We start from the raw sequence: 23,471 nt of genomic DNA on the forward strand, positions 1-23,471 counted from the left end.
GTCACAGCATTGGACCCAGCCCGCCTCCCGGGCTGCCGGGCACTGCAATCACCGCGGCCTCTGTACGGAGGTGTCCGGCGGCGGTGCCAAGTCGTCCATGTCGACAACTCCCATGCGCAGGTAGCGGGTGGCGGCGTCCTGGGGCAGGCCGTAGAGGAGTTCATAGGTGATCTCGCCGTTCTGGTCGGCAAGTTGGGAAAGGAGCTGAGGGCCGGCGCTCGTGCGGAGCCAGTACCGCGCGGACGCAGTCGCCGACGACGCAGCGGGTTCACTCGCCCGTGGCGTAGATGTCGCCGGGGAAGCCGCAGCGGCGGCGAGCGAAGTCGAGGTGGGGCATGCCTCACCCTGGCCGGCGAACTGATCGCCGGTGATGTCCAATGCGGCAGCGCCCCTGACTGTCAGTGGCGCGTGTCAGGATCTTCCGCATGACCGTCACGCTGCCTCCAACGCCCAACTCCCTTGCGCCGTACGTCGACTGGGTCCTCGTCCACGACGCGGGCGCCGAGCCGGCCGCGCGCGAGTTGATGGAGGTGGTCGAATCGGGCCTGCTGCGGGCGTACGAGAAGCCGGGACGGTTTCTGGACGACATGACCTGGCGGGCACGGCGGTTGCCTCCGGCGCACCTGCCACCGTTCTGGGACTCCCTCGCCCACCGCATGAGCTTGTCGTTCCCCAAGCAGGCGAGCCGCGCGTACGCCCTCGCCCGGAAGGCCGAGCAGGACCATGCGCTGCCCGTGGACATGGACCGGCTCAGGGAGAACGCGCTGCTGTTCGCGCGGGCCGGTGCGCTGCCCGCCAAGGAGTTGACGGCGCAGCAGCGCCGGCTGGCGGCGACGCTGCCGCCGGAGCGGGCGCACCAGGAGCTCGTACGGCTGCTGGAGGCCTGGGCGGCCTCCCCCGGTGACCTCCCCGCCGACCTGGCCAAGCTGATCCGTGCCTCCGCCCGGGCCGCGGGGCTGGGCACGGACGAGGAGGCCCGGCTGCTGGGTGTGGCGCTGCGCGGGGCACGCGGCAAGGCGGTGCCGAGCGCCCTGCTGGACGCGGCGGCTGTCGTACTGGCGGAGCATCCGCAGGGTGACGCGGTGAACGCGGTGCTGGTGGACCTGTTCCCGCCGACGCGTGCGGACGGCGCCCCCTGGGTGCGTCTGCTGCTGCGCTGCGGAGCGGCCGAGTCGGTGGCGGCGGGGCGCATCACCCCGGAGGGCGGGCTGCCCGCCTGGCTGAGCCGGTTCACCCGGGAGTACGCGTACCAACAGGTTCCGTACGGTGGTATCTCCCGTCAGCCCATGCCGCCCGAACTGTTCGAACTGCTGGCGCTGTTCGCCCCGCGCCTGCGCGCGGCGGGCGAGCCGGTGCGGCTGCACGAGACCAAGTGGCGGCGCCACACCGATATCGACGCTGATCTGCTGGACGCCTGCCTGGCCGAGGGCATCGAGGTGCACGACCCGGGCGAGACGGTAATGCTGCGGTTCTGGGGCGACGACTCGCGCCGTGATCTGAAGGCGGTGGCCGCGCATCCGGTCTTCGGCCGCCGCTTGGAGGGCACGGTTCACGAGGGCCTGCACAGCCCGCATTGGGGCCCGCGTGGAGGCGGTACGGCGATCACCCGGCTGCCGGGCAACGAGGGCATCGCCGCCGAAGTCCTGACCCGGATCAACAGCCTGCTCGACGCGCTGCGCGGCGGCGGGCTCGGCGCCGCGCAAGAGGCGGTCGACGAGCTCGCCACCCTCCTCGACCGCCCCACCGCCACCGCGCTGGACGGCATCGAGGAGGCCCTCACCGCCCTCGACCTGACCGGCCCGTTGACCCGCGCCCTGCGGGCCGGGCTGCCGGAGGAGCTGGCCTGGCCCGCACTGGAGGACGCCCTCACCGAGCTGCCCCTCGCCGAGATCACGGCCGTCACCTGCACCTGGCCCGTGCTGACGCTGTACTCCCACGACCGGGCCATCGCCGTCGACCACGCCGGTCGCCGCGCCTCCTGCACCTTCCGCATCCCGGACGACGCGACCCTGCACACCGTGCACTACGTGGGCGGGAAGTTCCTGGTCGGCTGGACGACGGACGCACAACGCTATTTCAGTGACCGCGCGTTCTGGGCGGACGCCCCCAACGAGGTCTTCGAGCCGGAGAACGCCAGCGGCATGGTGCCGTACGGCGGCTCCATCGACGGTGCCCTCGGCTTCCAGTTCGAGACCGCCGACGGTGACGGCCGGCACGACGGCGAGCGGGTGCTGCGCCCCGGCGGCCGCGAGGGCATCGACAACCACGAACTGCAGATGTCGGACGGCAAGCGGGTATGGAGCGCGAGGGTGTATGGGGACGGCTGGGCCCGCGTCGACCCGGCCACCGGCGCCCGCACCGAGGACGCCACCCTGCCGGACTTCCCCGGCACGGGCACCCTGCCCCCGGGCACGGCGGTCTTCAAGGAAACCCTTTCCCTGGCCCCCATGCCGCCGGGCGCCCCCGAGTCCCCGCTGGGACAGGCCGGTTCCCTGGTCGGCTTCCGGGTGCTGTTCCGTACGAAGTACCGGAACAACGCACCCGACCGCTTCATCCTGGAGGGAATCGACGGACGCGAGGCGACCTACCGGGTCTCCCGGCAGGGCCAGGATCCGTGGGGCATCCTGCGGCTGCCCGAGGGCGGCGAGGACGGCGTGCTGGCGGAGCAGATCAACGTCCGGTGCGTCGCGGTCGAGGACGGTTCGCTGCTGTGGGAGGCCCGCGGTTTCCCGGACCCCAAGCACCCGTGGCACAAGCCGTCGGCCGCCGCCGGACCCATGCCGTTCCCTCCGCCCGCGTACTGGCACTTCCTCGTCCCCCGGGACCCGGCGGCCTCGGCGGCGCTGCGTGCGGTCGACGACGAGACCGTACGCAGTCTCCTCGACTCGCAGGCCGGCCTCACCGACGTACTGCCGGAGCTAATACCGGAGTTGACGGACTCTGACCTCCGTGAAGGCGTGCTGCGCGCGATCCGCCTGGCCGCCGACGTGCGGCGCCGCCGCGAGGAACTCTCCCGGCGCGTGAGCATCATGCGGTCCGGACCCGCGGTCACGCTGAAGAACCCCGTACCCGACACGGAGTTGACCGTCGCACTGCGCGGCCTGCGGGACGAACCCGGGCACTACAAGGCCCCCAGGCCGCAGCCGCGGCCCGCCATGCTCACCGCTCTGGCCGCCGACGGCCGCCATCTGCGCGGCGAGATCGACGACGAGACCCGCCGACTCGCGCCTCCGGCCCGGCCCCTCGACTGGACCGTGCTGCTCGGCTGGATCGACGCGGTGGCATGGCGAGCGCTCATGTCCACGACCGCCGATTCCGAACGGGCCTGTCTGCTGGCCCTGCTGGAGACCTGGCGCGAGCAGCCCTTCGCGGAGCGTGGCAGCAGTTGGCGCACAGGGCAGGCACCGGCGCCCGCACTCGCAGCGCACCGGGCGGAGGGTTGGGTGATCGCGTCAGGTCCACCGGACGACCCGGGTGTCAGGGATGACGCCGGGGAGCGCTTCGTCCAGCGGGCCACGGACCCGGCACCCGCGGAGGCGACCGGGTGCAGGACCGTCACGCTCACCCGTGACGACTCCGCCCGTCTTGCCCGACTGCTCGAACTCCTCGCGGCCCAGGGCCCCTTGCGCCTCTCCCCCGCCGCGCTGCAGGCGTTCTCCCGCCGTACGGGCGTACGGCGGGCCATCGCCGCCCTGACGCTGGGCGGCCTGCCCTACGGCGCCGGGAAGGAGTACGAGAAGCTGCTGCGGTCGGCGCCGTACAACGCGAGCAAGAGCCTGGTCTGGGCCTACGGCGACTACCGCCTCGGGTCCTCCGGCCGCGTGTCCGTCCTCGCGGCGGGCCTGCCGGACGACCCCGCCGAGTTGCCCGGCCTGTGGACGGAGGACGGTATGGTCGCCGCCGCCGAGCGCATGGCGGATGCCTGGAACGGCCTGGTCGGGCGGACCCCGTACGTCGACGAGGACCTGGCCGACGGCCTGGAGACCGACCTCGCCATCACCGGTGACTGGGCTCACCGTCTCGCGACGGGCGCCGCGATCCCCGCCCAGGACAAGGGGTTCGCGCTGGTCGAGGGCAGCGTCTCAGGCCACTTCGCCCTGCACCGCGACGAGTCCGACGGCACGACCGGCTCCTGGATCAGCTCCGGCGACCTGCCGCACGTGGTCCCGGCGACGGCCCTGGTCTGGGCGCTCACCGAACGCCCCGTGGGCGACCCGTCCGTCGCCTGGGCCACCGGTCTGTACGAAGACCTGCGCACCCTGCTGGACTCCCCGACGTACCTGGTCCCCCTCACCCCCCGCCCAGACCTCGCCGCGTCCGTGGCGACGGACCCGAACTTCAAGCCGTACGAAGGCCGTTTCCACCTGCGCAGCCGGCCCTATCAGCCGGGCGGTCACACGCTCCCGACGGCGTACGACAACGGCAGCCTCGTCGTCACCATCCCCCACGGCCAGGTCTTCCTCCGAGCCTCCACCCCCGACGCGACCCAGCTCTACACCCCGGACGGCGGCCTGGCCCGCATGGTCCAGCGCGCCGCCACCACCCCGGTGCCGCCCGGCTCGTACGAAGCCAACCCCCTGCTCAGCGTCCCGGCCCTGGTCGGCGAGGTCGCCACCACCCTCTCCCTCGACGAGGACGCCGCCGCCCTCTACCTCCAGCTCCGTACCCTCGCCCACCCCACGGACCGCAACATCCGCCGCTGGAACGCCTGGTCCCCGGCCCGCCACAAGGCCGCCCAGTCCGCCCTCGCCGCAACCGGCCTCACCGAGACCGCCAAGCGCCCCCGCGCGGGCCGCACCGCCTTCGTCCCCGGCCCTTGGACCGACCTCAAGGCCCCGCACACCCCCCTGGAGACAGCCAAACTCACCTCGTACGGCGCCCCCGACTCCCATGGCAAGGAGGTGTACGGCCCGTTCTGCCGCCTGATCTCCCCGCTCCCCCTGCACGAACAGTTCGCCCGGGCGACCTGGGCGAGAAGGTGAGCCGTGTCTTCTTCACCACCGCCCCCGCCTGACCGCGGGCACACCACACGCGGCACACACACCGCACCACACACAGCACAGAGCACCGAACATGCAGATCCTCGTCGTCGGCGCCACCGGCTATGCCGGCCGGCGCGTCTCCGCCGCCCTGGCCCGTGCCGGCCACCGCGTCCTCGGCCTGACCCGCGACACCAGCGGCCAGGCCGCCCAGGACCTCACGATCAACGAAGTCACGCCCGTCAAGGGCGACTTCACCAAGCCCGAGACCTGGCGCGGCCACCTGGACGGCACGGACGCGGTCGTTCACCTGCTCATGGAGATGAGCGACCCCTTCGGCGGCGACCAGCGCCTGTTCGCCGAACTCGTCGCCGCTCAGGAGCGTGACGCGCGCCGTCGGCACCTGGTGTTCACCACCGGCATCTCCTCCTACGGCCGCACCGGCCTGCCGCTGATGGACGAGAACACGCCCGGCATCCCCGAAAGTCCCCTCGGCTTCCGCTTCGCGCTGGAGAAGGAGCTGGCCGCCAGGGGCCTCGCGCACACTGTGGTCCGCCCCGGTTTCATGTACGGAGGGCCCGCCACCACCTCCATGACCGGCGAGTGGTTCGCCGCCGCCGAGGCAGGCAAACCCGTTTTCTACGGCGACACCGCCAAGCGCTGGAGCTGGGTCCACGCCGACGACCTCGCCGACGCCTACGTCCGTATCCTCGACAACCCGGCCGCCGTGGACGGCGAGGTGTTCGTCGTCGCCGACGACCAGCGCCTGACCGCCCTGGACGTGCAGCGCGTCGCCCTGCGCGCGGCCGGCTACACCGGCGAGATCACCATGGAGACCGCGGAGGCCGGCGGGATGATGCAGATGGCCGCCGACCAGGACGAGCTCGTCACGAGTGCGAAGGCCCACCGCCTGCTCGGCTGGCGCCCCCGCCACACCTCGTTCACCGACAACCCCGAGCAGCACTACCGCGCATGGAAGGCCAACCAGTCGAGCACCGACTGAAACACGTGCGGGGCAAAGCCGCACACCAGGTTGCGCCCGGCCAGCGCCGCGGCCACAGGCCCCTGAGGGCATGACGCGCCGTGACGGCACGACGCACCGGCAGCACTGGCCGCAGTCGCCGAGTAGTTGAGGAACTACCGCTACTCGGCGAACCGCCAGGTCCCTCATTGACGGATGCGCTGGTCAATTGGCTTGTCGGTCACGTGCTTCTCCCTGTGGGGTCTGAAGACGCGTCAACTGGTGGGACGGCGGCCAGGGCCGGAGTCGCGCCATCCGGTGTCGTCTCGGCGGACGTGGCCCGGCTGGAGCGTCGGCCGCCGAGCCTGAGGTACAGCAGGGCGGCGCCGGTGACCACGAGTGGCCAGAGGAGGTACTGGCCCGACATGAGGAGCATGATCACCACCGCGACGAGGGCGACGAGTGCCGCCGTACGGGACTTGCCCCGTTTCGGGAGCAGTCGTAGCGCGGCGGCCACGCCGACGGCGTACACCGTGACGAACGAGCCCGTGGTCAGCAGCACCAGTGGGCGGGCACCCAGGCCGGTCGCGGTCACGGTGGCCAGTGACAGCAGGGCGAGTGTGGAGATGACGCCGAGGCTGCGGCGCGGTACCTCGCCGGCCGTGCTACCGCGGGTGAGCCAGGCCGGCAGCGCCCCGTCGCGGCCGAGGGCGGCGCCGAGCTTGGCGGCGCCCGCGAAGTAGGCGTTCATCGCTCCGAGGGTGAGCAGCAGCGCCGCTATCGCGGCCAGCAGCCGGGCGTTGCCTCCCAGGCCCTGGGCCATCAGCTCGCCGAGGGGCGCTTCGGCGCGGGCGGCGTCCGGCCCCAGCACCGTAATGACGGCGAAGGCAACCGCCAGGTACAGCACGCCGACGATGACGACCGCGGCGGTCGTCGCCCGCGGCAGGTCGCGGCTCGGGGAGCGGAACTCGCCCGCCAGGTGGGTGATCGCCTCCCAGCCGGCGAAGCTCCACACCAGCAGGGCCGCCGCCGGTGCGATCGCCGTCCAGCCGTGCGGTGCGAAGGGCCGCAGATTGTCGGTGCTCGCGTGCGGCAGCGACAGGGCCACCGCCACCAGCAGCAGGGCGACGAGCAGCACGGCCAGGGCGAACTGGAACCGCCCGGTCACCCGCACCCCCACCGCGTTGGACGCGGTGACGACCACCATCAGCCCAGCCGCCGTCACCGTGGTAGTCGTCTGCCCGCCGCCGAGGGCCGCGGACACGTAGGCGCCACCGAAGAGGGCCGCGGCGCTCGCCCCCGGGGGCACCGCGAGGTAGAAGCACCAGCCGACCACCGCCGCCGAACGGTCACCGAACGCCAGGCGCGCGTAGTGGGACACCCCGCCCGCGTCCGGATGCCGTGCGCCCAGCGCCGCGAAGGTCGCCGCCAGCGGAGCCGACAGCAGTACGAGCGCGAGCCACGCGAGCAGCGAGGCGGGCCCGGCGGCCTCGGCGGCGAGCGCGGGCAGGGCGATGACTCCGGTGCCCAGGACCGCGCCCACGTACATCGCCGTGCCCTGCATCGCGGTGAGCCCGCCTGACGGCCGGCTCTTCTTCGTTTCGCTCGCCTTGGTTTCGCTCGTGTCGGGGGTCATAGAGAGAGGGTTCCTGAGCATGATCAGCACTCACAAGCGGCAGAAACGACATGGTGCGCTAAATTTCTGCCATGCAGCGACGACATGTGGTGGCCGTCGCCGTGACCGACGGCGCCCCCACCTTCGAACTGGCCGTCCCTTGCGAGGTGTTCGGCATCGACCGCAGTGATCTGGTCGATCCCTGGTACGAGATGCGGCTGTGCGCCGCGCAGCCCGGCACCCTGCGCACACCGACCGGCCTCATCGTGCCCACCCCGTACGGCCTGGACCAACTACCCGAGGCCGATACGGTGATCGTGGCCGCATGTTCCCGGGCCGTGCAGCTCGATCCTCCTGCCGGCCTGCTGCAAGCGGTGCGCAGAGCCCACGAGTTGGGCCGGCGCATCGTCTCCATCTGTTCCGGCGCCTACGTGCTGGCCGCAGCAGGACTGCTCGACGGGCGGCGGGCCACGACGCACTGGATGAACGCGATGGACTTCAGCCACCGCTTCCCCGACGTCGAGTTCGACCCGACCTCCCTCTACATCGAGGACGGCACCATCCTCACCTCCGCCGGCACCGGTTCCGCCATCGATCTCTGCCTCCACCTGGTTCGCCAGGACTTCGGCTCCGCGGTCGCCAACGAAGTGGCCCGGCGCATGGTCGTACCGCCGCACCGCGAGGGCGGACAGGCCCAGTACGCGCGTCCGCCCGCCCGGGTACGCAAGACGAGCGACACCCTCGCGCCCGTCCTGGAGTGGGCCCGCCGCCGCCTGCACGAACAGCTGACGGTGCCGCAGCTCGCCCGGGAGGCAGGGCTGAGCGAGCGCACCTTCGCCCGCCGGTTCCGCGAGGCACTCGGCAACACGCCCCTGCAGTGGATCCTGCAGGAACGGGTCCGGCTCGCCCAGGAGTTGCTGGAAACGACCGACGACCCGGTGGAGAGCATCGCGCAACGCACCGGCTTCGGCAGCGCCACCAACCTCCGGTACCACTTCGGCCGGCTGACCAGTGTCTCTCCGCAGACGTACCGCCATGTCTTCCGCCACCGCGCGGCACAACAGCGACGCGGCACGTCGGCTTCCGGGTTGCGCGCCGGTTGAGCACGCCGGACAAGACACCACACGTACGGCACCGAACGTGGAGTCATGTCATCGACATGAACCCGGGCAGGGTGAGCGCCGAGTGGGCCGGGCGGCTCTCCGCGGAAGGCATGGTGCTGAGGTTGCGCAGCATGTCGTTGCGCTGTTCCAGAGCGTGGGCGGTGGTGGGGAAGAGTGTGGCGTCGCCCTCGCCGACCAGCCCCTGGTTCATCGTCACGAACTCGCGGGTGGTGTGTTCGTAGGCAGCGAAGCCCGTGGTGTGATCGCGGTCGGCCAGGGAACCGGCGAGCATGTACGCGCCGACGAGCGCGAGGCTGGTGCCCTGTCCGGTGAGGAACGAGGGTGCGTACGCGGCGTCGCCCACGAGCGCGACCCTGCCGCTGGACCAGCGGGGCATGCGGATCTGGCTGACCGCGTCGAAGAACAGGTCGTCCGCGTCGCGCAGGGCGGCGAGCATGCCGGGGACCTGCCATCCCGCGTCGGCGAAGACCTTGGCGACCAGGGCCCGTTGGGCTTGCGGGTTGCGGAATGCGTCGTACGGCGGTTGCGGGTGGGCGAAGTTGAGGAAGGCGTGTACTTCGTCGGTATCCCCTACGGCGTAGAGGGCCGCGGCTCTGCCCGGGGTGTTCCACATCAGGGTCTCGTGGGAGAGGCCGAGGGTGTTGCGCATGGTGAACACGGCGAAGCAGTAGCCGAGGTAGCGGTGGAACTGTTCCTCGGGGCCGAACACCAACTCCCGGGTGCGTGAGTGCAGTCCGTCCGCGCCGATCACCATGTCGAACGTACGGCTGCCGCCCCCGCGGAAGGTGACGTCGACCCCGTGGCCGGACTGCTGGTCGAGGGTGTCGATGGAGTCGTTGAACAGGAACTCCACGTCGTCGCGGACCGCCGTGTAAAGAGCGCTGGTCAGGTCCCCGCGCCGTACCTCCAGGTCCTGTCCCGCGACTCCGCCGGTGACGGTGTGCGGGTTGACCGAGGCCACCTCGCTGCCGTCTCCGTCGAGGAAGGTCAGCCGGCGTAGGTCGATGTGCGCGTCCTGGAGTCGCGGGAGGATGCCCATCCTGCGGACGACCTCGAGTGCGGTGCCGCGTACGTCGATGGGGTAGCCGCCGTCGCGAAGGGTGCCCGCCTTCTCGACCACCGTGACGGCGAATCCGTAGCGGTTCAGCCAGTACGCGAGGGCGGGTCCCGCGATGCTGGCCCCGGATATCAGGACCGTGCGCCTGGGCGTAGAACGGATGTCCCTCAACTGATCGGTGCGGGTCATGTCTTGGCTCCTTTGCTCATGGTGCGGACGACAGGCAGGGCCAGTACCGCGACGACGCCGGCGATGAGGAAGCCCGTGACGAAGGCCGATTCGGCCGGGACATCCGACCCAGAAGGGGTCCCCGAGGTGAGGAGCACGCCACCGAGCATCCCGCCCATGGCGGAGCCCAACACGCGAGTCACCAGGATCAGGCTGGTGGCGATGCCGGTGTCACTTTCATCGACGGAAGACGCGATGCTGGTCACCATGGCCGTAACGCACAGGCCGTTGGCAAGCGCGATCAGCGCCTTGCCGACGACGATGTGCCAGACCTCGGTGTGTGCGACTGACAGGGCGAACAGGGCGGTGGCCATGATGGCGACCGCGGCAGCGACCACGGCACGCGAGCCGAAACGCTGCTCCCCGAACCCACCGGCCGGCCCGGCCAGCGTCGCGACCACGGCGCCGGGCAGGAGGATGAAGCCGATCTCGGTGGCGCTGGCCCCGAAACCGTACCCGTCGCCGGACACGTCGAGCAGCTGCGGAACGAGAAAGACCCCCGTCGCGGTGCCGAGGCAGATCACGAACGTCAGCACACACGACTTCCAGATCACAGGCCGTGCCAGCATGCGCAGATCGATCATCGGCGCGGTCGCACGACGCTCGACGGCTACCCATCCGGTCACCAAGGCGGCCAGAAGCACGATGAGCGCGCCGAGCACGAGAGGCTGCGAGCCGGCGTCGGGCGCCACCGCGAGCGCGAGCATGAGCGTGAGCAGTATCCCGCTCAAGAGCAGCATGCCCGGCCAGTCGATCCCGGCACCGTCCGAACGGCCCGGCGGATCAGACGGCATCAGCCTGTTCACCAGCAGGGTGAACCCGATGACCGCGAACGTCGGCAGCGCGAACATCCAGTGTCGGGAGAGCGCTTCCGCCACGGGCCCGGCCGCCAGAAGCCCCACCATCGAGCCCCCCACGAACATCCCGCTGACCAGCCCGATGGCCACCTTGGACTCTCCCGCGGGGAGGTGTTTGCGCACCACGATGAACGACAGGGGCAGTGCGCCTATCATCGCCCCCTGCAGTACCTGGCCGAGCAGCAGCACGGGCAGGTTCGGCGCCACCGCGGACACCAGGCCACCGACCGAGACCACCGCCATCAGCCTGATCAGGATTCGTTTTCCGCCGTAGCGGTCGCCGAGCTTGCCTGCGAGCGGAGTGACGAGCACACCGGTGATGGCGAGCACGATGTTGAGCAGCGCCCCTGTGGATGGACTGATATCCAGCTCGCGTTGCAGGAGCGGGAGCGTCGGCGCCACCACCGATTCCAGGGCACCGGTGGAGATGGCCAGTAAGCCGAGAGCCCAGACAGCGGCTTTCCCCATGCGGACCGGGGGAGCCAGAGTCGCGGTCGTGGTCATGTACGTCCTTTCCGTCATTGCCGGGCGAGTAAGGGCCGGCCGTACGCGTAGCGCTGCCGCCTTGCCGGGCCCGGCGCGGACACAGCGGCCATTCACGCGGGGCGCGCTGGGCCTCGTGCTCAATGGACGGTACTACACTACACCGTGCAGTGTAGAACGCTTAGGATATGCCCATGCCGACCACGAAGACACTGCGTGAGGGGTCCGCGCGGAAGCGGGCCGCCATCCTCACGGCAGCCCGGGAACTGTTCCTCGCCGACGGCTTCGACCGGTCCAGCGTCGATGCGATCGCTGCCCGGGCGGAGGTGTCCAAGCGGACGGTCTACGACTACTTCGGCGACAAGCAGACGCTGCTGCAAGCCGTCGTCGACGCCGTCGGCCAGCAAATGATCACCACGGTCCGGCGCACCCTCGACGACACCGTCACCAACCTCACCGAGGCCGCCGAACTCGAGGACGCCCTGGTCATGTTCTCGATGCGCATCGCGACCGACATGCTCGGCTCGACGGAGTACGCGACGCTGCAACGACTGGTCCGGGCGGAATCCCGCAACCTGCCGCACCAGGGCTACAACTCCATGGCCGACACTCCCGACGAGGCCCTCGCCGAGCGGTTCGCCGCCCTCGCCGAGGCCCGGCTGCTCGAAGTCCCCGACCCCCGGCTGGCGGCCGACCAGTTCATCGCGCTGACCTTCGGCGTCGCGCTGGACAGGCTCGGTTCCGCGAATGCCGTGGAAGACCCCCGAGTCCGGCCACTCGTCGTCGAGGGAGTACGGACCTTTCTGCGGGCGTACCGAACCAGGTAGCCGCAGGTCACAAGAAGCACGCAGGGCTGAGGAGCGACGAACTCGCTCCTCAGCCCTGTGAAGTCCTGGTAAATCCGTACGGCCTTCAGATCACCGACAGATCATCGTCCGGAGGCACTCCCCCGCACCCTGGCCGTGTCCCACATCAGCGGCCCCTCGTCGAACACCACGGCGATCTTGACCTGCGTACCCGCGGCGAGCGTCCCCGGGAGCGCCACCCTGCCCTTCTGGCCCTCGTCGAAGGAGACCGGGCCGAGGTCCGTGACCTTGCCGTCCGCCGCGAACGCATACGCGCGGCCGGTCGTGTTCGCGCGCAGGGCCGTGCCCGCGGGATCCGACGCGGCGGCGTTCAGCGACACCGTGGCGTTCCCCCTGACGGTGCTCGTCGTCAGGCGCTTCGAGCGCCGGTCCTTCGTCAAGTCCGCGGCCGCCGGGGCCTGTTGGACGAGCTGCCACTCCTGCGAGCCGTCCGTGACCGCGTTCTGCAGGGTCAGCGGCGCCCCGGCGGATGTGCCGGTCAGGTAGACGTTCGTATTCTTGGCGGCCTGGAACTTGTAGTACCCGTCGGCGGTCTTGACGAGGTTCCATACGCCTGTCGGGCTGTTGTCGACCCACTGGCCGATCCTCTGGCCGACCGTCGCGTTCCCGGTCCAGATGCCTGCCATGCGGCCACCCGACTTGTTCAGCAGCGTCGTGCCGCCCTTCGGCGCGGCAACCACGTGCCAGTACTGGGTGTCCTTGTTCGCGGCCGAGCCGGCGTCCTCCAGGCGTACGTCGGGAACGTCCCCGTTGCCGATGTTGGCGTCGTTGGTCTTGCCGCCGGTGCCGATGACCTGCCCGGTCTTCCGGTTCACCAGCTGGTAGTAGGCGCCCTCCGAACGGCCCTGATCGACCTCGGAATACCGGATCGTCGAGGTGCCCTGGTGGTTGAGTATCGAGATACGACCGGTGCCCTCGACGTACTGCAGGGTGCGGCTGTAGGACGCCGGCGCGTTCGTCTGGTACTCCTTCCACACGCCGTCGCTGCGTCCGCTCTCGTTGACCCAGACGTTGCCGCTGCCTGCGGCGTTGTACACCAGGCGCCCGTCAGGGAGGTTGATGACGACCGGGCTGCCGTTCACCGCGAGACGGCGCGAACCGGCGTCCACCGGCAGTGAGGTGACGGGGGCGTCCGTGGAGCCGCGGTAGAACTTCAGCGGGTCGTCGGCGATCACGTACCGGGTGTTGGTACCGCCGCCCCAATACTCGTACGGGAGCACCCACTTGCCGTCCGTCGTCGGGACGACGGTCGTCATGCCCGGCCGGCCGCCGCCGATCTGCGTCTTGCCGCCGCCCATGTCCTGCGTCAGGCCCGCGACATCGACGACGGGCTCGCTCCACTCCGCGCTGCGGCCGTTCCAGGTCTTGTGGACGAGGATCTGGCCGTGCGAGTCCCGGGCGGTGTCGTTGTCCGGATCCAGCTTCGGCACACCGGTGACCGGGTCGTAGCCGAGGTAGTCGTTCTCGTCGGAGTAGTAGCAGACGAGCTTGCCGTCATGGACCATCAGGTACGGCTCCCAGAGGGGATCGACCTGATTGTACGTGTTCGCCTTGGCGACGTTCTTGCCGATCGCGCCCGCGCTGCCGCCCTGCCAGCCGCCCGTCGCGATGACGTTGAGGGCCTTCCAGGACTCCCCTTCGTCCGTGCTGGAGTACAGGGCGAGCGCCATGTCGCTGCGGTCTCCGTCGTTGGACGGCAGCCAGTTCGGGTCGGCGGCCTTGTTCTCGAGGTAGTAGTGGTCGTCGCCCGTCACGATGGTCGCGAGAAGCAGCGTGCCCTTCTTCAGTTTGCCGACGTCCTGCGGAAGCGTGTAGAAGAACGGGCTCGCCCAATTGCTCTTGTATTTCGCGTACTTGGGGTCCTTGGAGAGGTACGCCGGAGCCTTGACCTCCGACAGCGGCTGCCACGAGGTTCCGTAGTCGTCGCTCTTGTAGACCGGCATCGTCTCGCCGTCGGCGCTTCCCGTCTCCTCTACGACCGTGGCCTTCTCGAACGTCGCGACGAGACGTCCGCTCTCCAACTGCGCCGACTTGACGTAGATCGCGCAGTTGCCCCGGCCCTTGAGGCAGGCTTCATTGCCGAGTTGGTAGATGATCCCGCCCGTCGGGTTGTACGCGTACGCACTGCTCATCGTCAGCGCCAGCATCGCCGAACCCGCGACGAACGTTCCCGTCGCTCTGCCAAGTCTTCTTCTCTGCACAGCCCCTCCTCGGGGATTGGAAATGATCATGGTGGTGCCGTCGAGTGGGATCGGGAGTTGGTGATCAGGAGTTGGATGACGTAACAAGTACGCGTACGTCCCAGGCGCCGAGGTCCAGCGGCGAGTTCGCGGGGACGGATGTGCCGTTCAGGACGTCGGTCAACGCCACGGGGGCGGAGACGCGGGCGGGCTCCCAGCTCCAGTTGTGGACGACGTGGACGCGTCGCCCGTCGGAGGACGTACCGGTCGTCGCGGTGACGGATTCCGGCAGGGCCCGCCAGCCGTGGCGTGCGGAGGGTGCCAGCCAGGTCGCCAGCGCGCGGGCGAGGGCGCGGCCCGGGACCGTACCGACGTAGGTGACGCGTCCCCCGCCGTGGCGACGCGTGGTGATCGCGGGCCAGCGGCCGAAGTGCGGGTGGTCGTACGCCGCCAGCACCTCGGCGTCGGTGACGGTCAGGCCGTCGGCCCAGCGGGTCGCCGTCGCCTCCGGAGGCAGTCGGAGCGGGCTGCCGGACACCGGACGGACCGGGAGGTCGCTCGCGAGGTTGCTGAACTCGTCGTACGTGACGCCCGCTGCCTCGGTCAGACGGCCGGGCGCCGCCTCGTGCCGGGCCCGCGCCTCGTGGTCGGCGTATCCGGTGCGCGGGCCGAGGACCAGGTGACCGCCCGCGTCGGCGTAGGCGGCGAGCCAGTCGAGGGTGGCGTCGGCGGCGATGTACAACCCCGGTACGACCAGCACGGGGTGACGGACTGCGGCCTCCTCCGGCGCCAGGCCCGTCCGTTCGCCGCGCGGGTCGTGCAGCTGCCGGGCGTGCACGATCCGCACCTGTCGGCCGGCCTCGAAGGCGCCGCGGTAGAAGGGATCGAAGATGCGGTGGTACGCGGCGGGGTCCGGGTCGCCGTCGGCCTTCGCGAGCGGCGGGTGCTTCTGCATCAGCCACTTGCTCGGCGTCGAGTACACCATCGTGATGTCGGCGTCCGGCTCGAGCCCGGCGACGAGCGGCCCTGCCGCCTCGAACTCGGCGCCCAAGCGGGCCAGTTCGGCGTACGCGCGGCCTGGCTGTCCACTGTGGGGAAGGACGCCGCCCCAGTAGGTCTCGGCGCCGAAGCGCAGCGTCTGCCACTGCCAGTACTCGATCATCCGCGCCCCACGCGCCACATGCGCCCACGCGGACTGCCGCCACTGGCCGTCGTAGGCGGGCCGGTTGTCCCACGCGAAGCCGATGGAGCTCGCGTTGGTCTCGGTGACCAGGAACGGCTCCTGGCGCGAGGAGAACATCCAGTCCGCCGTCTGGTACATCGACCAGACGCCGGTGGTCTTCCAGATCTGCTCGTGGTCGTCGGGCGTGGGATCGGGGAGCAGGAGACCGTCCTGCATGGCGTAGTACGGGTTGCCGGAGGCGATGTCGAGCCGCGCGGACAGCTCGTCGTCCTCAACTCCCTGGCGGGTGTACGAGATGCAGGTGGTGACGAACTGCTCGGGGCGGACGTACTCGCGCACGATGTCCGCCTGCCAGCCGATGAACTCGGTGACCTGTCGAGCCTGGAACTCCCGCCAGGCGACGTCGTATTGAGGCTGGACGTTGCCGTCCGGCGTCCACAGGTCCGCCCACGTCGACAGCCGGTGGGACCAATAGACCAGGCCCCACTCGCGGTTGAGGGTCTCGACGTCCCCGTACCTCTCGCGCAGGTGGTCGACGAAGCGCTGGAAGACGCCCTGGTTGTGGAAGAGGTGCAGGCCCGGCTCGTTGTCGACCTGCCAGCCGATGACCGCCGGGTGGTCGGCGTACCGGGCGACGATCTTGCGGATGATGCGCTCGGCGTGGAAGCGGAACGCGGGGTGGGTGAAGTCCATCTCCTGGCGGGCGCCCCAGCCGAGGCGCTGTCCGGTGGCGTACTCGCCGGTGATCTCCGGGTGCTGGCGGGCCAGCCACGGCGGCACGGCGTACGTCGGCGTGCCGATGATGACGGAGATGCCGCGCTCGTGGGCGCCGTCGAGGACCGGCTGGAGCCAGTCGAGGTCGAAGCGCCCATTCTCCGGCTCCCAGGTCGACCAGACCGATTCGCCCACCCGGATCACGGTGAAGTTCGCCTCGGCCATCAGGCCGAGGTCGGTCTTGAGCCGTTCGTCGGGCCGCAGTTCGGGGTCGTACTCGGGCGTGTACTCGTGGTAGTACGCGGCGCCGAACAGGACGCGGGCGGGTAGATCCGCCATGAATCAACCTCCTGGAATGTAGGGGGAGTTACTGCTTGACGCCGCCGGTGGCCAGGCCGCTCTGCCAGTAGCGCTGGAGCATGAGGAAGGCGATGACGAGCGGCACGATGGAGATCAGGGAACCGGTCACGACGAGCGGGAGCATGTCGCTGCTTGCGCCGGCTCCGCCGTTCTGCGCCTGGGCGGCCCAGGAGGAGAGGCCGACCGTGATGGGGTACAGGTTCGGGTCGTTGAGCATGATCAGCGGCAGGAAGTAGTTGTTCCAGGTCGCCACGAGCGTGAACAGCAGCACGGTCACCAGGCCGGGCGCCAGCAGCCGGAGGGCGATCCGGAAGAAGATCCGCCCCTCCCCCGCCCCGTCGATGCGGGCGGCCTCCAGGAGACTGTCCGGGATGGCGTCGGCCGCGTAGACGCGCATGAGGTAGAGGCCGAAGGGGTTGACGAGGGAGGGCAGGATGATCGCCCAGGGGGTGTTGACCAGGCCGACCTCGGCGAACAGCAGGTAGGTCGGGATCGCCAGTGCGGTGGCCGGGACCATGATGGCGCCGAGTACGAGGTTGAAGGCGGCCCAGTCGCCGCGGAAGCGGAACTTGGCGAAGCCGTAGCCGGCGGCGGCCGCGATCATCGCCGCGCCGACCGCGCTGACGACGGCGTACAGGGCGGTGTTGAGCAGCCAGTCGACGAAGACGCCGTCGTCCTGGGTGAAGGTGTGACCGATGTTGTCCAGCAGCTGCGGGGCGCGGGAGAACCACAGGCCGAAGCTGTCGAAGAGGTCCTGGGTGCTCTTGGTCGAGGCGACCAGCAGCCAGAACAGCGGGAGGAGGAAGTACGCGAGCGCCGCCAGCATGGCGATCGTCAGCGGGGTGCTGCGGCGGGGGGACGCGGACCGGCGCCGCTTGGATGCGGTGGGGGCCGTTGGACCGGCCGGTGTGGTCGTCGCCTTCGGCATGGTGGTCGTCACTTGTCCCTCCTTCGGTTCGCGGTGAGCAGCACGGCGTAGGAGGCGATGACGATGACCAGGCCCAGGAGGAAGGACACCGTGGCCGCATAGTTGACCTGCTGGCCGGTGAAGGCGAGGGAGTAGGCGTAGAGGTTGGCGGTGTAGGAGCTGCTGATCACGTCGGGGGCGATCTTCATCAGCAGGTTCGGTTCGTTGAACAGCTGGAAGCTGCCGATCACTGAGAACAGCAGAGTCAGGAGCAGGGCGGGCCGGAGGGCGGGGAGCTTGATCGACCAGGCGATGCGCCAGGCGCCGGCGCCGTCCATCGCGGCAGCCTCGTACAGGTCATGCGGAATGGTCCGCAGGGCCGCGTACAGGATGATCATGTTGTAGCCGACGAACTCCCAGGTCACGATGTTCGCCAGGCTGCCCAGCATCCAGCCCTCGCTGAGGAAGGCCGGGGCCGGCAGATCCAGGTTCCGGCTCAGCTGGGCGAACGGGCCGAAGTCCGGGCCGTAGAGGTAGCCCCACATGAGGGTGGCGACGACGCTCGGGACCGCGTACGGCACGAAGATGCCCAGCCGGATCACGCGCGCCAGGCGCAGCAGGCCGCTGTCCAGCGCGAGCGCGAAGAGCAGGGCCAGGAGCAGCATCAGCGGCACCTGGATCACGAAGAACAGGGCCACGCGTCCGACGCCGTGCAGGAGTTGCGGGTCCTTGAGGGCGGTGACGTAGTTGTCGAGACCGACGAAGACCGTGCCGCCGATGAGCTGTTCCTGGAAGAGGCTCAGGTAGGCGGCGTAACCGAGCGGGGCGAGGAACAGCAGGACGAAGAGGATCAGGAACGGGGCTACGAACAGGGGGCCTGCCGAGACGGACCGGCGACGCGGCGACGGTCCGTCTCGGCGCGACTTCCCGGCGTAGGCCGCGGTCGTGGCAGCCACCTCAGGCCCCCTTGACGGTGAAGCCCTGTTTCTTGGCGTACGACGTGAGCCGGGACTGCCACGTGCCGAGCGCGGCGACGGTGTCGGACTGGTCCGCGAGGGACTTGCCGACGGTCTCCGTCCAGTCGGTCGCCGCCTGGTCGTAGAACGGCGGCCACTGGAACTCGGGCGAGACCGTGTCGCTGATGTCGGCGAAGATCTGGTTGACCTTCTGACCGCCGTAGAACTCGGGCGCGGCTCCGGTGAAACTCGCGTCCGCGAGCACGGCCTTGGTCGCAGGGAAGAAGAACTGCTCGGTGGCGAACATCTTGGCGCTCGCCGGGTCGCTGTTGAGGAACTGCGCGAACTGCGCCGCCGCGATCTTGTTCTTGGTGGCCGCGGTGACCGCGGTCGTGGAACCGCCCCAGTTGCCGGAGACCGGCTTGGCGGCATCCCACTGCGGCAGCGGCGCCGCCCGCCACTTGCCCGAGGTGACCTTGGCCGAGCCGGACAGGAAGGACGGGCCCCAGGCCGCGGTGAGCCAGGTGGCGTACTTGCCCTTGTTGAACCCGGCGTACCAGGGGTCGGTGAAGTCCGGGTCGGTGCTGATGACGCCTTCCTTCGCGAGCCCGCCCCAGTACTCGCCGAGCTTCTTGGAGACCGCGTCGTCGACACTGATGGAGAGATCGCTCTTGCCCGAGGTCGCATACGGCTTGCCGCCCGCCTGCCACAACAGGCCATGCCAGGCGGCGGGTGCGTTCCTCGCGAGATTGGTCAGGTAGACGTCCGGGTCCGCCTTGTGGAGCTTGCGAGCGGCGGCCGCGAACTCCTCCCAGGTCTCGGGCACTTGGATGCCGTGCCTGTCGAAGATGTCCTTGCGGTAGAGCATCCCCATGGGTCCGGTGTCCTGGGGCATCGCCCAGACTTCGCCGCCGGGTCCGCTGACCTGTCCCCAAGTCCAGTCGACGAACTGGTCCTTGAGTGCCGTGGCGCCGTACGGGGCAAGGTTCAGCAGGCTGTTGGTGATCGTGAAGGTGGGGATCGCCTGGTACTCGATCTGCACCATGTCCGGTGCGCCCTTGCCTGCCTTCAGCGCGGTACGCAGCTTGGTGTAGTGGGCGACGCCCTGGCCGGCGTTGACGACCTTGACCTTGATCGCGGGGTACTTCTTCTCGAAGAGCGCGATCTCCTGCTGGATTTCCGGGACCCAGGTCCAGAACGTCAGCTCGGTCGGCGTCTTCATCGCCTTGTCGATCTCGGCCTGGCTCACCGGCTCGGCGGAGGACGAGCCGGAGTCACTGTCGCCGCTGCACGCGGCGAGCGCGACACCGAGGGACACCGCGCCGGTCGAGGCGAGGAACCGCCGACGGCTCATGGAGGACGTGGGAACGATGGATCGGGGCATGGTGAACTCCCGCCGAAGGGCAGACGAATGGGCAGAGGGCAAGCGAATGGGCAGAGGAACGGAGCGCCTGGCGAGGGCGCTTCGTATGGGGTGAGACGGGGGTGGTGGGGTGTGCGCGTACGTCGGTACGCCGGTACGTCGTTACGTCGTTACCAGGGCATCGGGGTCGCCATGGTCGGGGCTGCGTCGCGCGGGCTGATGCGGCCGGCGTGCGCGTTACGTGCCGTACTGCGTCGTGCCGTACTGCGGAAGTCCACTGTTGTGGAGGCTTTTTGAGGGATAGTCAGCGAGGGCGGCTCGCTGTCCGGCGTGGGCGGGGGTGCCGCCCGGGCCGATGTATGCGGGGTCAGTTGGTGGTGCGCGGGCGTATCAGTTGGTTGGGGAGGGCGGGCGGATCAGCTGGTGATGGGCGGTCCGTCCCCGGTCGCGGGTAACGGTGCCGAGCCGCTCGAGCGGGAGTCCGAAGTCGTACGTCGCCCGCGTGCCGGGGTCTTCCGGGTCGGCGGGCGGGTCGGCGGGGGTGCGGTCGAGGCGCGGACGACGAGTTCGACCGGCGGATCGTGCGCCGGTGCCGGCTCCGCGTCCGGTTTCTCGATGGCCTGCACCAGGAGCCGGATCCCGTCCTTCGCCACGGCGTCGAAGGGCTGGCGCATCGTGGTCAGCGGAGGGATGACATAGGCAGCGATGGGGATGTCGTCGAAGCCGACGACGCTCACGTCCTCCGGCACCCGCAGGCCGGCTTCCGTCAGCGCGCGGATCAGACCGATGGCCATGTCGTCGTTGGCCGCGAACACCGCGGTGAGGTCACCGGCGGAGGAGAATTCGCGGCCCGCCGCGTAGCCGGACTCGGCCGACCAGTCGCCCTCGATCACGGACGGTTGTTCCCTGCCGCGTGCGGACAACGCCGCCCGCCAGCCCTCGAGACGGTCCCGGGCGGCGAACCACCCTTGCGGACCGGCTAGGTGATGAACCGTCACATGACCCAGGTCCAGCAGGTGTTCGGTGGCCGCCCGAGCCAGCGACTCGGCGCCGACCCCCGCAGCCACCGTGCGTGAACCGCCCAACGCCGCGGGCGCGCCGAGGACGAGGACCGGCACATCGACACTGAGCGAGACCAAGCCCTCGTCGATCGGTTCGGATACGACGATGCCGTCCACGCCCTGCTCGAGCAGTGACTCCACGGCCTGGGCGACGCCTCCCGGCTCGCCCTCCAGCGTGTTGACCACCCGGATCGCATAACCCGCGTCCCGGGCGGCCCGCTCGACGCCGATGAGCAGCGAGGCGGGCCCGAACAGGGCGGTTCCCAGCGTGACCACGCCGATGGTGCGGGAGCGCCCCGAGGCCAGTGCCCGGGCCGCGTTGTTCATCCGGTAGCCGAGTTCCTCGGCGGCTTCGAGCACGCGCCGGCGTACCTCGTCGGACACATACCGCTCACCGTTGAAGACCCGCGACACCGTCTTCTGCGAGACGCCCGCTCTCCGGGCCACGTCCACGCTGCGCGGCGCGGCGGGGCTTCCGCCCCGTCCTCCCACTCGCGTCATTGCGTCTCCCGTTGCTCGGCGGCTCAAATCCTAGCCAGTCATGGCCGGTTGTCTTGCGGCCGGTCCGGCTGACCGGCCGTATGACCGCGGTGTCATGACTGCGGTGTCATATCTACGCAGTCGAACAGAACGTGTCAATACTTCGCGCAACATCGCGGCAACCGCGGGTGCGGTCGAGTGCGGGCTGCCGGCGCGATGTTGCGCGAGGTTCACCAGCTGATTCCGGCCGCCACCGGCCGGTGGTCGCTGCCGGTGGCCGCCAGCACCCATGAGCTCGTGGGTTCCACGCCGCGGACCAGGATCTGGTCGATCCGCGCCACCGGGAAGGACGCCGGCCAGCTGAAGCCGAAGCCGTCCCCGGACGCGTCCTGGACCGAGTGCAACTGCGAGGTGATGCCGTCGAGCGCGCGGTCGTCGATGGTGCCGTTCAGGTCGCCGAGCAGCACCACGCGTTCGTTCCGCTCGGCGGCGACGGCCTGGCCGAGCGCCTGCGCGTTTCGGTCCCGCGAGTCCGTCCAGAAGCCCGTCCTGGGAGTCACGCGTACGGAACCCAGATGGGCCACATACACCGCCAGAGGCCCGTGGTCGGTGGTCACCGTGGTGCGCAGCGCCCGGTTGTACGCCAGCTTGACCTCGGCCGGCTTGGTGTCCCCCAGCGGCCCGGCGTCCTGCTCGATGTCGACCGGCCGGGTGTCCGACAGCGGCAACTTGCTCCACAGTCCGACCGTGCCCAGCACCGAGTGGTACGGGTACGCCTTCGCCAGCTCCTTCTCGTACGTCCCCCGGGCCTGCTCGGTGATCTCCTCCAGGGCCAGCACGTCCGCGCCGGAGGCCGCCAACTTGCGGGCGGTACTGGCGGGTTGGGGATTGTCGGCGCCGACGTTGTGGCTGACCAGCGTGAGGTCGCTGCCCGGCTGGGACTTGTCGCCGAGGAGTCCGCCGAAGAGGTTCAGCCACACCGTGACCGGCAGCAGCAGTGCGATCACCGCGGAGGCGGAGCGGCGCCACAGTGCCCCGGCCAGCAGCACCGGGATGCACAGGCCGAACCATGGCAGGAAGGTCTCCACCAGGCTGCCGAGGCCTCCGATCCCGTTCGGGATCTTCGGGTACAGCAGCATGAGCAGGCCCAGCAGCAGCGCCAGTGCGGCGAGTACCGGGCCGCGCTTCCAAGGGCCTGGCCGAGAGCACATGCGGATCATCCGGCGGATGCTCGCGCGCCAGCTCGCGGCACCTGCTTCCCAACGGACGCCCATACGCCGCGTACCGGAGCCGATGTCAGGACGGCGGGCGGCGGCTTGTCCGGTCTCCGCCGTGTCCACCTGCCCGATGGCCTGTCCTCGCTCACTGCCGGTCACTGCTGCATCCTCGGGTCCTCGGTGGGGTCGGCGTACATGCGCGGGCAGCCACGGTCGTCGATCGCCTGGGTGCGCACTTCGTAGTGCCAGGGTTCGTTCCGGTAGATCTGGCACAGGCCGTACTCGGCGCCGTGCTCGGACAGCCACGCCGTCGAATCGGAACGCCCGATGTCGACGGCGTCGCCGGACACGTGAGGAGACGTCTCCGGGGTGGCCACCCATCGGGCGGCCTCGTCCTCGGACCCGTACTTGGAGATCGCCTCGCGAAGAAGTTGATTCTGGTATTCCGTTGAACGCCAGCCGCTATTGACGTAGAACTCGACTCCGTCGTCAGCGGCATCCTTCGCGGCCTCACGGAGGGCCGTACGTAAATCGGGATCGAGTTTGGCCACGGCCGGAATCGCGTCATCGAAGACCGTCACGTCGTCGAGGACGACACCGTCAGCCTCGCCGAGCGCACCACCGTGCTCACCGTGACGCGGATTCGGTGGTGATACCGCCGGGAGTGACGAGGAAGGCGAGGTGGATGCGAGCTTCTGGCCCTGGCAGCCGAGGACTGCGGTGATCACGGCTATGAGCGCGATCAGGTCGACGACAAGGAATCGGCGAATTCGGCGAGTTGTGGTTCGGGCTGATGTTGGGGGTCGATTCATGCCGCCAGTGAAGGCAGCGCGGCGTTGCGGGCACGTATGCGATTTTCGATACGCGGACGATATGTGGC

The 23,471-nt window shown here is 69.9% G+C and carries 15 protein-coding genes and 1 pseudogene; 4 read left to right on the plus strand and 12 right to left on the minus strand.

Annotation, left to right across the window (positions count from 1 at the left end):
* Positions 1 to 48: 48 nt before the first annotated feature.
* Positions 49 to 378 carry a hypothetical protein gene (locus tag OHT21_RS04845; protein WP_328766968.1) on the minus strand — a complete coding sequence of 110 codons (330 nt, stop codon included), beginning with the start codon at positions 376 to 378 and terminating at the stop codon, positions 49 to 51.
* 47 nt (positions 379 to 425) lie between these two features.
* Here OHT21_RS04845 and OHT21_RS04850 point away from each other — a divergent pair, with 47 nt between their 5' ends.
* The gene (locus OHT21_RS04850; RefSeq protein WP_328766969.1) at positions 426 to 4,982 is read left to right on the plus strand and encodes a hypothetical protein; all 4,557 of its coding nucleotides are present in this window, start codon (positions 426 to 428) and stop codon (positions 4,980 to 4,982) included.
* Positions 4,983 to 5,073: 91 nt separating this feature from the next.
* On the plus strand, positions 5,074 to 5,982 hold the full coding sequence (locus OHT21_RS04855; protein ID WP_328766970.1) for an NAD-dependent epimerase/dehydratase family protein: 909 nt from the start codon (positions 5,074 to 5,076) through the stop codon (positions 5,980 to 5,982).
* A gap of 199 nt (positions 5,983 to 6,181) precedes the next feature.
* Here OHT21_RS04855 and OHT21_RS04860 read toward each other — a convergent pair whose 3' ends face one another.
* Positions 6,182 to 7,576, minus strand: a complete 1,395-nt coding sequence (locus tag OHT21_RS04860) for an APC family permease (RefSeq protein WP_328766971.1) — start codon at positions 7,574 to 7,576, stop codon at positions 6,182 to 6,184.
* A 71-nt stretch (positions 7,577 to 7,647) separates the two neighbouring features.
* On the opposite strand from OHT21_RS04860, the gene OHT21_RS04865 reads away from it, so the two are divergent.
* Positions 7,648 to 8,658, plus strand: a complete 1,011-nt coding sequence (locus tag OHT21_RS04865) for a GlxA family transcriptional regulator (RefSeq protein ID WP_328766972.1) — start codon at positions 7,648 to 7,650, stop codon at positions 8,656 to 8,658.
* Positions 8,659 to 8,701: 43 nt separating this feature from the next.
* On the opposite strand, the gene OHT21_RS04870 is transcribed toward OHT21_RS04865, so the two are convergent.
* Together OHT21_RS04870 and OHT21_RS04875 are read right to left on the minus strand one after the other, a co-directional pair.
* Entirely contained in the window at positions 8,702 to 9,925 is a 1,224-nt protein-coding gene (locus tag OHT21_RS04870; RefSeq protein ID WP_328766973.1) for an FAD-dependent monooxygenase, read from the minus strand.
* Positions 9,922 to 11,325, minus strand: coding sequence for an MFS transporter (locus OHT21_RS04875; protein WP_328766974.1), 1,404 nt, complete (start codon positions 11,323 to 11,325; stop codon positions 9,922 to 9,924). Before OHT21_RS04875 ends, OHT21_RS04870 begins: the two co-directional genes overlap by 4 nt.
* Positions 11,326 to 11,498: 173 nt before the next feature.
* Here OHT21_RS04875 and OHT21_RS04880 point away from each other — a divergent pair, with 173 nt between their 5' ends.
* Positions 11,499 to 12,131, plus strand: a complete 633-nt coding sequence (locus tag OHT21_RS04880; RefSeq protein WP_328766975.1) for a TetR/AcrR family transcriptional regulator — start codon at positions 11,499 to 11,501, stop codon at positions 12,129 to 12,131.
* 440 nt (positions 12,132 to 12,571) lie between these two features.
* On the opposite strand, the pseudogene OHT21_RS04885 reads toward OHT21_RS04880, so the two are convergent.
* From OHT21_RS04885 to OHT21_RS04920, 8 genes and pseudogenes are all read right to left on the minus strand, one after another.
* Positions 12,572 to 14,317: pseudogene (locus tag OHT21_RS04885) on the minus strand (RICIN domain-containing protein); the annotation flags it as partial.
* Between the two features lie 118 nt (positions 14,318 to 14,435).
* The gene (locus tag OHT21_RS04890) at positions 14,436 to 16,586 is read right to left on the minus strand and encodes a beta-galactosidase (protein ID WP_328766976.1); all 2,151 of its coding nucleotides are present in this window, start codon (positions 16,584 to 16,586) and stop codon (positions 14,436 to 14,438) included.
* Between the two features lie 28 nt (positions 16,587 to 16,614).
* Positions 16,615 to 17,547, minus strand: a complete 933-nt coding sequence (locus OHT21_RS04895; protein WP_328766977.1) for a carbohydrate ABC transporter permease — start codon at positions 17,545 to 17,547, stop codon at positions 16,615 to 16,617.
* Positions 17,544 to 18,470 (minus strand): carbohydrate ABC transporter permease, encoded by a 927-nt coding sequence (locus OHT21_RS04900; RefSeq protein WP_443050315.1) that lies wholly within the window; start codon positions 18,468 to 18,470, stop codon positions 17,544 to 17,546. The genes OHT21_RS04895 and OHT21_RS04900 overlap by 4 nt, the downstream gene beginning before the upstream one ends.
* 1 nt (position 18,471) lies before the next feature.
* Positions 18,472 to 19,854, minus strand: coding sequence for an ABC transporter substrate-binding protein (locus OHT21_RS04905; protein WP_328766978.1), 1,383 nt, complete (start codon positions 19,852 to 19,854; stop codon positions 18,472 to 18,474).
* Between the two features lie 395 nt (positions 19,855 to 20,249).
* Entirely contained in the window at positions 20,250 to 21,395 is a 1,146-nt protein-coding gene (locus tag OHT21_RS04910) for a LacI family DNA-binding transcriptional regulator (protein WP_328766980.1), read from the minus strand.
* Positions 21,396 to 21,604: 209 nt separating this feature from the next.
* Positions 21,605 to 22,594 (minus strand): endonuclease/exonuclease/phosphatase family protein, encoded by a 990-nt coding sequence (locus OHT21_RS04915; RefSeq protein ID WP_328773959.1) that lies wholly within the window; start codon positions 22,592 to 22,594, stop codon positions 21,605 to 21,607.
* Positions 22,595 to 22,746: 152 nt separating this feature from the next.
* Complete coding sequence (locus OHT21_RS04920) at positions 22,747 to 23,403, minus strand: M15 family metallopeptidase (RefSeq protein WP_328766981.1); 657 nt, start codon at positions 23,401 to 23,403, stop codon at positions 22,747 to 22,749.
* Positions 23,404 to 23,471: the final 68 nt, after the last annotated feature.

The organism is Streptomyces sp. NBC_00286 (assembly GCF_036173125.1).
Taxonomy (GTDB): Bacteria; Actinomycetota; Actinomycetes; order Streptomycetales; family Streptomycetaceae; genus Streptomyces.